Here is a 12,390-nt window from a genome sequence, read left to right on the forward strand (position 1 = left end):
GTGGATATGCCTCTGCTGAGCGAAGCCCACTTCGTGTCGATGATCGATGCCTTCATAGGAAATAAGGGGTTGTCATTGTGCGTGCCACCGCATTCGGCGAGCCCGGAAATCCGGTCATTTTGCCGAGATCGCTATTCTCGAATCTCTCGAAGCTAGACGGCGATGCAGGGGCGCGTCGGATTATCGCCGCAAGCGGGATACCAGTAATAGATATAGAGATCGGGTGCGCCGTGGACACGCCCGAAGCCCTGGAGGCGGCAGTAGGTATTTGGCCCGAGACTGATTGCCATCGTCTCGAGCAGACGACGCGCTCCTGCTCGCAAATTTAGCGTCGCGCACGCCTCTGACCAAAGGCACCTTGCGCATATCTCATTTGGTCGGGAGTGTCCGTGCAGTGAGTTTGTTTCCGTCGGGATCGCGAAGATATGCAACGAATGACCCGTTAGGGCGCGCGGTTGGTGGGCTCTCGATCGAGATGCCACCGCTCGCGATACCGGCTGCATGCCAGGCGAGAACATGACGTTGGCTTGTGGCGACGATACCGATAGTCGCGCCGTTGGCTACGGTTGCAGGATTGCCGTCGATTGGTTTCGTGATCATAAGCCGACCGCCCTCGTGGAGATAGATGAGCCTACCCCTCGCATCCACCTCGCCAGGCGCGCCATCTAGTGCGTGGAACGTGGCATCGTAGAACGTCCTGGCCCGCTCCAAATCATTGCTTCCAATCATGATGTGAGTGAACATCTTTCCTCCTATGCCGTTTCGGGCGGCTCCCACGGACGCTAGCCCAGCCATTGTTGAGTCGTCTGGTCACGGCTGACCCAAAACCTATTTCCTGGCTAACGATGACATAAGCCAGTCGAGTTCCGTGCGAGCGGACGAGAGCACGCTTGCATAGGAACTGACGGTCGTCATGTCACTCCCATATCTCTTGTCCATAGAGGCTGCGGAGCCCTTACCGATCATCAAGATCCTCAACGGGCTGCTTGAGGTGATGGTCCCTGATAAGTCATCACGATATTGCTCGGCTTGAGCGATGTCTTCCCGAGAAATCGGATGGTTGGGACGTTTGAACTCAATCAGCAGATAGCTGTCAGCTAGATCCTGCGACAGCAGAAGATCAGGCCGTTTCGAGGCCCGTTCGCCCGTAAATTTCTTATCACTATATTTCGCGATGACCCGTTTCAGGGTGACGTTTGATGACATCAGAGCGTATTGGCGGCCAAGAAGCCACAAATTCGTCTCGAAGGCCTTATGGACGTCCTTTTCGAGGGTCGCTTCGTTGTCGATAAGCTCCTCGAGGTAGTCCAGAAATCTCATTCGTCTGGTCGCTTGAGCAGCGATCCCAGAGAGCTCAACCATACCAAAATCTTCGAGCGCCGCTGCAAAGGAACTGACATCTGTGCGGTCGGTGGCATTTATCCGCTCGAAGACGGCCCAGTAGGCGTCATGCTCCATGGCGTCGAGCGCGACCTCCGCGATCGTCGCAATGCGGTCTTCGCTTTCCCGATAGAATCGCTGCAGGATCCGGTGGAGGGCTTCCTCAGCGTAGCGTCGGCGGTGTTCTGGGAGGTCTTTCAGCCTAGCGTCCAGCTGCTTCTTCAATCGAGCTAGCTGAAGGCTCATATCGCGAGAGTGGCTCTCCCTAAGGCCTTCTTTGACGATGGATTTCACATAAGATTGGATTTCTTGGAACGCCTTGCTGTTCTCGACCACCCCGCCCCAATCGGCAGTTACGAAATGGTCGTTACCCTCGAGCTCCACCTCTCCGTAGACTCGTTTCGACAGCTTGAAGGGAATTTCCTCGTCATCATCTAGGCCGAACATCATCGGCTTCCCGACGACCTTCCCGTCCACTTTCAGGACGATACCCGGAGCCTTTGGAGCCTTTTTCCCGTCCGCGATCGTGAACTTCAATCGAACTGAGCCGCTCTCAGTAAGCGTCTGCTCGACTTCCCGCGATACACCAGGAACATCGTCGACGGATAGCTGCGCCTCGTTCACGAATACTCTGAAGGAATCCTCCCGGCCGTACTCATGCACGAGGATTTCTCGAAAGCGGTCCGGCGTTGGGAAATTCAAACGGCTATCAAGACCCGACAGGATGATTGTCGTGCCTGCACGAGCTTCGCCTGCATCCTCCTCGATGAATGGTAGCGGCACTGCTTCCAAGTCGTTCTCATTCTCGGCCAGGACGAGCTTGTCGATGGTCAGGCTGCATTTCCGACCTCGAGCGACCGCTGAGACATCCATCCGGCTGGCCAACGATAGGCCAGCGAACTTACCAATACCCTTGCGGCCCTTGACCTTCCGCTTGAGGAGCGGCGTACGTTCACCTGTACGCGCCCGTTTGTCACTGGCGATGTTCAGGTACTCGTTTCGCATTTCCAGGGACGTCATTCCCGAACCGTCGTCGCGCACGGTGATCGGATCAGCCGACAACGGCGTCGGCAGCGTGATCCAAACATTCTTCGCGTCAGCGTCCCACGCGTTGTCGACAAGTTCTTTCAAGGCGGCTTCGCTAGATCGATAGGTTTCACCCAAAAGCCTGGTCAGTCGTGTATTCACCGAAAAATGCACGTCCATCGAAATGCGTTCCCCAACCCGTGTAGATTAGAGGTAGCAGAAGAAATAAGTCTCTGTAACCTTTGCAGATGAGCCCCCACAGGAAACAACGGGGCTCGGACATTGTGAGAAGCGGAGCGTGCGGCTCTTGATATTCACGAGGGACGATCGGGTCCGCCACTCCTTGGCACATGAATAGACCCTACGTCAGACGCGTTCCAACCCCGCGCTACCATCTCGTCATAGCCAGAACGATATCCCATCATCGCGTTTTCGATTACCTTGCCGATGTCGTTGAAACCAGCAACGAATTCTGGATTGCTCGCGGCTGGCGTATCAACGTCCACTAATGTGGCCATCCGAGCCAAGCCCGCTGTGTCCTGCTCGACAAAGACGATCTTCCGCTTTTCAACCTCGTAAGGATGCATGCCGAGAGCCTCCAAAGCCATACCTGCGGCTTGAACCGAACCATCAAACATCTCACGGACGATACGATCCGCTCCCGCATCGAGGAGCTTGTAGTGATGCAGACGATCGTATGCGCGGACGATGATCTGGATGCCGGGATTACTCCGGCGGGCGTAGGACACGATTTCGGTCGCTCTATCGGGGTCGTCTATGGCCACGATAAGCAGCGCAGCGTGGGCAAGCCCGGCCGATTCCAGTAGGTCCGGCCGCCCTGCGTCGCCAAAGAAAGACTTCACTCCGAATTTTCGAACGTTGTCGACAACGTCCGCCCTGTAGTCCAGGACGACAGGCTTGTAACCGTTTGCAAGAAGCATCCGGTTCACGATCTGTCCAAAACGCCCGACTCCTGCAAGGATGATCGTGCCGGCATCGGGCTGGTCGGCGTCCCTCTGATGTCGTCCCCGTCTCTCAAGCATGACAACGATCCTGTTGGACAGCGCGAAAAGAAGGGGGGTGAGGACCATGCTGAAGGTAATGATCAGGACCGATACCGACACGGTTGGGGGCGAGAGCAGTCCGCGGTCTCCGCCGATCGTCAGCAGTACGAAACCGAATTCACCTGCCTGCGCGAGCCCGAGGGTGAAGAGCCATCCGGCGGGCCCACGGATGCGGAAAAACCAGGCCAGCGGCAGAAGGATGAGCGCCTTGATCGCTATTAGGCCAAACGTGGCGGCGGCTACCGTCAACCAGTTTGCTAATAGGATCTCGGGGTCTATCTTCGCGCCGATAGTCATAAAAAACAGCCCGAGCAAAAGCCCCTTGAAAGGCTCGATATCGTTTTGCAGCTCGTGCTTGAACTCGCTGTTCGCGAGCACGACACCTCCCAAGAATGCGCCGAGCGCGGGCGAAAGGCCTACAGCCGACATCAGGACGGTGATACCCACCACGACCAGAAGCGCGGCAGCGGTGAATACCTCGCGAAGTCCAAGGAGCGCTATGGTCCTGAAGACCGGGCGCGATAGGAAGTGTGCCGCGGCCACGACCACGCCCACTGCTGCGAGAGTAAGGATCGCCGAGGCCCATCCGGGCAGGTTTTCCAGGAGTGCGGCATCGCCGTGTCCGGACGATGCACCTTGGCCGCTTCCGGCGATCAACGGGATACACGCGAGCATTGGGATCACCGCAAGGTCTTGGAACAGGAGCACCGCGAAGCTTGCCTGACCCCCGTCGGACTTGAGTAGGCCTTTCTCCTCGAGCGTCTGCAACACGATCGCCGTGGAGGACAGTGATGCCACGAAGCCGAAAAGAAGCCCCTGCTGCCAGTTGAAGCCAAGAGCGAGCCCCGCCGCTGCCACGGCACCGACCGTCGCGAGAACCTGGAGCCCACCGAGGCCGAGTAGCTTGCCTCGGAGCCGCCACACCATCTGAGGATCGATTTCGAGGCCGATGAGGAAAAGCATCATCACGATGCCGAATTCGGAAAACTGCTCGAGATACCCCGATCCGGCTATCGAGATCTGGAAGACGGGGCCGATCACAACCCCGGCGGCAATGTAGCCTACGACCGACCCAAGGCCCACCCGTTGCGATACTATGACGGCAAGGACCGCCGCGGCGAGGTAGCAAAGTGCATAGAATGCCAAGCCTTCCAAGGGTCAGTTCCTTACCAGGTCAGTGAGATCGAAGCTGTCGAATGTCGGCCTCTGACGGAGGGCAGCGAGATCGAAGCGATCATCGCGCAACGCGGCCAAAAGCTGGGGATAGGCCCGGATGTGAAGCTGCGCGCCAGTGTCGTCGATATGGTTTGCGGAATGAAGGACGAACGGGGGAAGATACTCCATCCCGCAAAGCCCGGCCGTCTGCTCGAGCGGATAGAGGAAATTCCGTATTTCCCGTCGGTTGCCGCCCTCTTCTGAATAGTCAGACTTGCTCCCACCAGTGGTGATGCAGGCGATCGCGTATTTTTCGGACAGCGTCTTCCCTTTCGGGCCGTACGCAAAGCCGTATTCAAGAACCAGGTCCTGCCACTGCTTGAGAAGGGCCGGCGTCGAATACCAGAAAAGCGGAAACTGGAAGACGATCACGTCGTGCTGCATAAGTCGACGTTGTTCCCGGTCTACGTCGATCGAGAAACGCGGGTATTCCGCATAGAGATCGACAAACGTCACCCCGCCCAGTTGCCTTGCACCGGACGCCATAGCCACGTTGACACTGGATTTCCGCTGCGCCGGATGCGCAAACAGAACTAGAACTCGCATCGCTTTAGTTCCCCATTGATAGTGATACTGAGCGTCTTGCTGTCGCCGCCCGTCGCCATCATCCCCGGGACGCGAGACGTTTTATTGCAGGATCGCGCACTTATCGCGCTGCGTTCCAGGCCGACGCGCGGCTCAGACTTCCTCGGCAGGGGCGAAATTTCCGCCTGAAACACCCTGGGGACATAGTTCGCGATACTTCCCGGAAATCCAGTTCCTGATCTCCTACCCGTACTCGACGGCCGCGTCCTCCCATATCAGATGACCGCCCTCCAACAGGACTTCTCGGCTACGTGGAATACGGTCCACGAGGTGCTCGCCGTTGGCAGGCTGGACGAGCGGACCCTGACGACCCGCCAGCACCAGTACCGGCGTCTCTACTTTCGTCAAAAGTCCTTTCAGAACCGGGAGTTCTTCCGGGTAGGCGCGGATAAAGTTGGCCGCATTATCGAAGCGCGCGGCTGCCGAAGAATGCCAGTAATCCTCGACTACGGACGGTGGCGGCGGCCTTGCTGCCGGCTCCGACACGAAAGCAACCGCGAGATCGCCGCCCTCGGCATCGGCGAACGCACCGAATGGAGACTGCATGAGTTCGATCAGCCGCCCGGCGACAAGTTCGACGCCTACCGCCCCGCTTCCGACGACAAGGCTCTCAAACAGGTCCGGACAATCCACGGCCGCGAAAAGCATCGCGGGCTCCCCACATCGGGTCCGACGCCATGCATCCTCTCGATTCCGAGAGTACGAGCGGCCCTCACGATGGAAACGTGCCATCCCGGATGGCGACATCAAATCGGAACGGCCGCGACATCTCGAATCCCGGAAGGTCGATGGCCACGTACGGTGCAACGGCACCGATAACAGGCAGGACGTCCCTGAAGGCGTAGATGCTTTCCGGCCAAGGGCTCGACAGAACGGCCGGAATCCCACCAGGACGTCCACCCGTAGCCACATGAACGTTGACGTCGTCGATCTCGCTCCGGTGGGACGCGGGCGCGCCCCTCGCCTGAGCTCGCGGCCAGTCTGGCGAGCGGTGATGCCTCGAGATTGTCCGATCGTGCAATGGCAGGCAACGATCGCCGGGACGCTATCCTACAAATGACAAAAGGTCGGCGGCCCATATTAGCCTCGTGCAGGGTACGGTCCCTGCAACTGGTGAGCGTCGACAAATGAAAACCGCTCTCTCCGCTCGGCTTCACAGCAATGCTGGCGTTCCCCGCTCTCGCGTTGAAGCGGGCAGCAGCACATACAACGGCCAGCCGCGTCGGCGTCAGCCATTGGGGACGATCGTACTATAGGGCAACGCGTCAGCGGCTTACGGTCGTAATGGAGGACATCGCAAACCGACAGGTGACGACATGGCTGTAAAACGCGCAGAAACCTCTTTTATTTTCCGGCAGGTTCCGTTCGGACGCATCAAACAGCGCTCGTCCTTTCGTCGACATACCGCCGCGAACGATAACATTTTGAGTTCACAGGACGTCCAGGCGACATCGCCGGATGACTCGCCATCACTGACCGATGTTTTCCCGATACTGGTCCTTATGGCGATGTCCGGCGGGACCATCTACTTCATATCCACCGTTCTTTCCGGTTACCTGGCAGCTTTCCCGCTGCTCTATCCGTGATCGTCACGACGAGCGATGTCGAGATCTCAGCCTTTCGACGGCAACACGCCAACATCGACGTTTTCACGGCCGTCTCGGAGGGAAGAAGCTAACGGGTCGCGATCGGGCTCCGTGGCGGTTCCAAGATCCGACATAAGTCGGCCGACTTGTGGATAGCTGGCCAATTGCACAACGAGAACTGTTGTCGCATGTCGCCATACTACCCGCCCTAGTATATCGAGAAACGATAACGAGTGCATGACTCTGAAAGGCCGCCGAGTCGATGTCCGACAATGCTTTCAAGTTTCTCCTTCAAGACGATAGCCAGCCGTTCTTTCCGTCGCGATGTTACGTGGTCGCGGACCCGGCGGTGGCGGAACGCGACCAGTGGTCAGTAGAACTTGACGAACCTGTCGGGGAACGTTGGGTCCACCGCATCGACGATATCAAGGACTGGATGCTGCACGGGGAAAAAGATACCCGGCAAATGATCTTTGATCGTAACGACCGTTTCACGCCTTTCCGAACCCTGCATCGTGACGAGGTTTTCAGGGCATACTTACGAAAGCTCCTGGATCGTCTGCCGCCTGAATATGAGTCGCATCGTAAACACGCGCTCATGCCGTCTATCGCGGAAGAGAAAACGCGCAACCGATATAAAGACGCCGTCGAAGCGGCAATCCCGGGCATCACTCTGCTCCCGGAGCCAGAGATGGTGGCGGAATACTTCCGTCTAGTGAAAGGCACGCTCGAGCTTGAGGAGCGTAGGAACAACGTCATCCTCGTAGTTGATGTCGGCGCTTCGACGGCCAACATGACGCTTATCGTCAGTCGCCGGGACCAGAAAATTGTTTCGGCAGGGAAAAAGGGCACTCAACGCGACCTCCGACTTCGAGCGCTTCGAGGTGACAGCGTCGGCCATGCGGGGCGCTGGGTAGATATCCGTCTCGCCGGAATGCTAGGAATGCCCGAAACCGCGGAAGCATTGCGAGAAGTCGAGAGTGCCAAGATAAGGGTCAGCCTGAGTGGAAAATCGACCGCGTTCGAAAGCGGCACTACGACCAAACCATCATCGTTGACGCGAAAGACATTGTCGTCCGTCTCGAAGGAACTGTGGTTTCACCTGCGGCCGCTCTTCGAGAAGCTCTGCGAACGGCTTTATGAAAACCAGACGTCTTCAATCGATGCGAAACGGTTGAGCGCAGATCGAATGGAGGAGCTGGGCGTCAAGGCACCTCAGGAAGCATATCGTCTGATCGACACGGTTCTTCTCGCGGGAGGCACCAGCCTTTTGCCGGGTTTCGATGAAGCGATGATGGAAACACTCTTCCCGGAGGGCGAGCATCCAAAGGTGCTTCGCGTGGGAAGTTCCTTTGCGATAGCCGCCGCAGCGGGGGGGCTCGCCCATATCCTGCAGAACTACGACCCTCCCCGGCTTCGCAGCCGCCGGGCTGACAACAACGAGGTTCGCTCCGCTCCTCTGGAATCGACGCTTCCCGACTCTCTTCTGCTCGGCATCAAGCAGCCTGGCGAACTGGAGCAGCGTATAGCGGTACTAGATGCAAACGATCCGTTCGTGGATGACGGCGGTGTGAGGCCCATCGAAGGACTTCCGGCTCTTGCAGCCGGCTCTCATCCGAAAATGCGCCTGGTCCCCGGTTTGGGGGCGGGATTGTCGGCGCGGCAAGGACGTCCTTTCAAAGCTATGGACGTAAGGCAGTCTCCTGGCAAGATGTCGTTGAAATGGGACCCCGACGAGGAAAAGGCCTTTATCCTTTCAGACCAGATCGACGGGACCGGGTATCTGTGGATCGAGGGCAAGGACTTCCGAAAGCGCTCGGAGCCTGCCTTGACGCCGTTCGAGGGCGAACTGGCGACAGGCGATCTCGCCATCGATGGAGCGGAAGACGTTATCCTAGACCTCGGAATGTCGAAGATCGTCGTGATGACCGCGCAACGCGGCAGGACCTCCGCCAGCGAGCTTGAACATTTGATGCGCGATGGCATCGGCAGAGGTCCCGGCGAGAGTGCTTCGCCAGCAGCCGTTACTGTATCGACATCGGAACTTGTGGATTCAATCGACGATCAACCTCCCGCAGCACCGAAAGGGAAGGAAGAAAAGTCACGTGACCAGGATGGCAAGGCGTCGGCAAACAATCCTGCCCGCTTGAAAGACGCTGCCGCGCCCCCGCAATCCGCTACCGCACCCAAGGATGGATCCGTTGCGATTACCCCCGGTGTCGATCGGGCTAGCCACGTTTCAAACGAATGGGGCAACCGGGTATCGGAAACTGTTTTTTCGAACGCTCTTTTGTCCTTGAAGGAAGCCGTGATCCGAAACGAGCCGACGTTTAACTTCGATGACGTCGTCGTGACTTTGTTGGCGCTGACCGTCCGACCCGTCGTTTTGCTCGCGGGCCCTCCTGGTTGCGGGAAATCGTCGTTGGTCAGGATGATCGCCCGCATGTTGGGCATGACACGTGGCGAGACTTTCCACGAGATCGCGGTCCAGGCGCACTGGGAAAACGACGGCGTGCTGTTCGGCGACTCTGGCCTACTTCGGCCAGTGCTCGGCGAAACGTCGAACCAGCACCTGATCCTCTTCGACGAATTCAACCTCACCCGGCCCGAGTATTATCTTTCCCGGTTTTTCCATGCTTTGGACGGCGGTCATGGACATCTCGAAAGCGGGCTCAGCATCGCACCGTGCCGAATACTCGGGACGATGAATGTCGACGACTTCTCCCGCCCTCCATCGCCAAAGGTCATCGACCGCTGCTTCCTACTGGAACTTGCCCAAATCCCGTGGCACAGCGAATCAGGCGGGATGGTGGAGCTTCGAGATGTCGATCCCCTCCCCGGTCTCCCGGTGGTGAGCTATGGTGGAGCGGGCAAGGATGAGCGCATCGAGCGTATCCTCGATGCGCTTCATGTGGCGGTCCATGAACACGGTCTTCGTCATGACCTTCTGCCGTCCCGTCGCGTGTTGGGCGACATCAGGTCGATACTTAATCTACATCACCAACTGGATCTGCAGGCTAAAGGTTTGCTGGACCGTGGTGAGCTCGTCGACCGGATCGTCGCGAGCCGCATTCTCGTGAAGCTATCGGGCGCAATCGATCAAGTGCAGCCCGCTCTGGAAGCGTTGGAGCGGGCGGCCAACGGATTGGACGAGCTGGTGAGAACTAAGGCTCGGTTGAAACTCGCCCGACATCAGGCGCGTCTCGGGTTCGTATCCCCTTGGCAGTAGAGGCTTCTTCCATCGTCGCAGTTCGGGTCGCGGACGCCGACGGTGTCTACAAGGAGCTTCCGTGGAACCCTACAACGCGGTATCTGATCAGGGACGACAAGCCCTTTCTTGATGTTCTGGTTCGCGGGGCGCTTCTCAACGCCAGAGCGGACCTCAAAGACGAATCGAAACTCCGTGATTTGAAGGAGACCGAGGAAAGCGGAGCCAGATGGCAGAGATGGGACCTCGAGACCTATCTCGCTAGATTCCGCCGCTTCGGCGAGATAAATCTCGAACTCAAAGTTCCGAAAAGCTCTGCGTTGCACTGCTACATAATCCCGACCGCATTGCTAGACCTCCGGGATGTCATAGCCATGGTCGATGACATCGAAAGCGAGCTGGGAATAGTCGCGGCCTGGGATGTCGACAGCCCGAAGCCGGAAAGATCGTGGAGCCGGGGAACCGATCGGAGAGGTTCGACTACGGCCCTTGAACTAATTCGGGAGGCAACTGAGGAGCTGGCTGCGGCAACCTCTCTCCGACGGGAGCCGTTCATCGAGCTGGGGCCTCGCTCCAGACGAAACTTGCCTCTTCCGGAAAACGCGGTCGTATCGCATTGGGCAGCCAGGAGATGCGCGCAGCTCCGAGATTGCGCGGCCGTCTGCATCGCTGAGATGCAGTCGCTCGAGGACAGGGCGGCGCGCGGACACGCCGAAAGGCGACGAGAGAGGATAGAGGACAGGCTCGCCACGCTGAAATCGGTAAAGACGAAACTGGAACATCTGACCAGTATCATCGCACGGTTTGGTAATGACGGCTCGGAACTAAACACTCTCGTTTACCCCACGCCCCTGTTTCATCGTGACCACCGCCTCAGGCTTCTGTTGCGCGCGTTCTCGCCGCTTATCTCAGAGACCATCGCCGAATCCGAGGCACTGCGATCGCGGTATCCCCCAATCCTTTTGACCAAGCTCTGGGAATTCTGGGGGGCTGTATGGCTTGTGAAGGTGTTTCGCGACCTTGGATTTACAGGACATTGCATTACGGAGCTGAAAAATGCGCCGGGTGCATGTTCCTGGCGTCTGCGAAAAGCGAATGTGCAAATCGAACTCGATTTCGAGGCCGAGCCGAACTACGTCGACTATTCCAAGATACCGCCCCCGCACGAGCGAGCGGTACCCGTCTTGGAGTGGGCGGCGCTGAACCAGGAAATGGATCCTGAGCGACCGTTCCTGGGACTGGAAGAGAAATGCTCTCCGGACTACATGCTGAGGATAACTGTCGGAAACGAACGTTTTCTCGTCGTCGGCGACGCGACCCTCGCGAGCGCGGAGTACCATCACAAAGACCCAAAGCCGAAAACGGTCGAAAAGTATCGCCGCACGCTCGGCTGGTCCATCGATGGCGGAATAGTAAGATGCCACCCGATGGGCGGCTTTGTCATTTTTCCTCCACCTTCCGCATCCTGGAAAGAGTTCGAGGTCATTCCCGGAGCGGCAGACTGCGTGATATTCGCACCGGGGCCGAGAGATGCAGAGGTTGCGAGGCACCGACTGCTAGGTCTTCTGGTGGCAGTTTCGCCGGACCTCAAAGCCAATTTGATGACTCAGGATTTGGCTCAAGGACCGGAGTATCGCGCGGACGAGATTGATGCATAGGCGATCTTTGGCATAGCTAAGTCGATCCATCCGCTGACGCGGGGCTACGGAAGCCAAGACCTGTGGCGTTCGCAGCCTTGAGGAGCCGTTTGAAGGTCGCACTATTCTTCATATCCCCTTTCGGTACGCTCGGGCCAGTTCGTATCGACATGCGCTTCCACAGACATGCCCGGACCGAGCCTGTCGAGATCGGGTTCGCCCGGGTCGATCTTTATGCGCACCGCGATACGTTGCGGGATCTTCGTGAAATTGCCGATCGCGTTGTCAGTACGGAGGACGGAAAATTCGGAACCGGCCGCCGGCGAAATGTCTTCCACATACAGGGTTTGACAGGCCACCACGATGGCAATCGGCGACCGCATCGGGGACTCGAGTTGTGAAGGCGACATAATCGGAGATCGTGCAACTTCTGTTAAGCGACAAGCCGCTCGCCTGCATTATCAGTGCCGGATACGTCGGCGCTATTGAGACGCTTGGTGATGCCGCCGCGGTAGCGGATCGAAGCGAGAGGACCTTGGCTCCTGCCGGCTCAGCAAGCGCACCCTGCGAGGTTCGATTCTCCTCCGTCATGAGCGGGTGGTGCCCGATCCTACAATAATCCCCCGACGCCATCCGTAAGGTTCCGATGCATGCCGAGACCCGGCACGAATAGATGGAGCGACTCGTGA

At 58.1% G+C, this 12,390-nt stretch carries 8 protein-coding genes and 1 pseudogene; 3 read left to right on the forward strand and 6 right to left on the reverse strand.

Features of this window, described 5'->3' with window-relative positions:
• Positions 1–369: 369 nt before the first annotated feature.
• The 5 genes from GGQ64_RS23490 to GGQ64_RS23510 form a co-directional block, all read right to left on the reverse strand.
• Positions 370–744 carry a VOC family protein gene (locus tag GGQ64_RS23490; RefSeq protein WP_183807776.1) on the reverse strand — a complete coding sequence of 125 codons (375 nt, stop codon included), beginning with the start codon at positions 742–744 and terminating at the stop codon, positions 370–372.
• An 84-nt stretch (positions 745–828) separates the two neighbouring features.
• A complete protein-coding gene (locus tag GGQ64_RS23495; RefSeq protein ID WP_183807777.1) occupies positions 829–2,586 on the reverse strand; it encodes an ATP-binding protein in 1,758 nt (585 codons plus the stop codon).
• A 134-nt stretch (positions 2,587–2,720) separates the two neighbouring features.
• On the reverse strand, positions 2,721–4,625 hold the full coding sequence (locus tag GGQ64_RS23500) for a cation:proton antiporter domain-containing protein (protein WP_183807778.1): 1,905 nt from the start codon (positions 4,623–4,625) through the stop codon (positions 2,721–2,723).
• Between the two features lie 3 nt (positions 4,626–4,628).
• Entirely contained in the window at positions 4,629–5,231 is a 603-nt protein-coding gene (locus tag GGQ64_RS23505) for an NAD(P)H-dependent oxidoreductase (RefSeq protein WP_183807779.1), read from the reverse strand.
• A 222-nt stretch (positions 5,232–5,453) separates the two neighbouring features.
• On the reverse strand, positions 5,454–5,918 hold the full coding sequence (locus tag GGQ64_RS23510; RefSeq protein WP_183807780.1) for an alpha/beta fold hydrolase: 465 nt from the start codon (positions 5,916–5,918) through the stop codon (positions 5,454–5,456).
• Between the two features lie 668 nt (positions 5,919–6,586).
• Here GGQ64_RS23510 and GGQ64_RS23515 point away from each other — a divergent pair.
• From GGQ64_RS23515 to GGQ64_RS23525, 3 genes are all read left to right on the forward strand, one after another.
• Positions 6,587–6,856, forward strand: coding sequence for a hypothetical protein (locus GGQ64_RS23515; RefSeq protein WP_183807781.1), 270 nt, complete (start codon positions 6,587–6,589; stop codon positions 6,854–6,856).
• Positions 6,857–7,118: 262 nt separating this feature from the next.
• Complete coding sequence (locus GGQ64_RS23520) at positions 7,119–10,085, forward strand: AAA family ATPase (protein WP_183807782.1); 2,967 nt, start codon at positions 7,119–7,121, stop codon at positions 10,083–10,085.
• Positions 10,076–11,722, forward strand: coding sequence for a hypothetical protein (locus tag GGQ64_RS23525; protein WP_183807783.1), 1,647 nt, complete (start codon positions 10,076–10,078; stop codon positions 11,720–11,722). Before GGQ64_RS23520 ends, GGQ64_RS23525 begins: the two co-directional genes overlap by 10 nt.
• 101 nt (positions 11,723–11,823) lie before the next feature.
• On the opposite strand, the pseudogene GGQ64_RS23530 reads toward GGQ64_RS23525, so the two are convergent.
• A pseudogene (locus GGQ64_RS23530) lies at positions 11,824–12,042 on the reverse strand (hypothetical protein); the annotation flags it as partial.
• Between the last annotated feature and the right edge of the window lie 348 nt (positions 12,043–12,390).

This window comes from Mycoplana azooxidifex (assembly GCF_014196765.1).
In the GTDB taxonomy this organism is placed as follows: Bacteria; Pseudomonadota; Alphaproteobacteria; order Rhizobiales; family Rhizobiaceae; genus Mycoplana; species Mycoplana azooxidifex.

Bases quoted from the DNA above. Each gene is read 5' to 3' on its own strand.
- GGQ64_RS23490 (WP_183807776.1), bottom strand. From the start codon at position 744: ATGTTCACTCACATCATGATTGGAAGCAATGATTTGGAGCGGGCCAGG.
- GGQ64_RS23515 (WP_183807781.1), top strand. From the start codon at position 6,587: ATGGCTGTAAAACGCGCAGAAACCTCTTTTATTTTCCGGCAGGTTCCG.
- GGQ64_RS23505 (WP_183807779.1), bottom strand. From the start codon at position 5,231: ATGCGAGTTCTAGTTCTGTTTGCGCATCCGGCGCAGCGGAAATCCAGT.
- GGQ64_RS23520 (WP_183807782.1), top strand. From the start codon at position 7,119: ATGTCCGACAATGCTTTCAAGTTTCTCCTTCAAGACGATAGCCAGCCG.
- GGQ64_RS23510 (WP_183807780.1), bottom strand. From the start codon at position 5,918: ATGCTTTTCGCGGCCGTGGATTGTCCGGACCTGTTTGAGAGCCTTGTC.
- GGQ64_RS23495 (WP_183807777.1), bottom strand. From the start codon at position 2,586: ATGGACGTGCATTTTTCGGTGAATACACGACTGACCAGGCTTTTGGGT.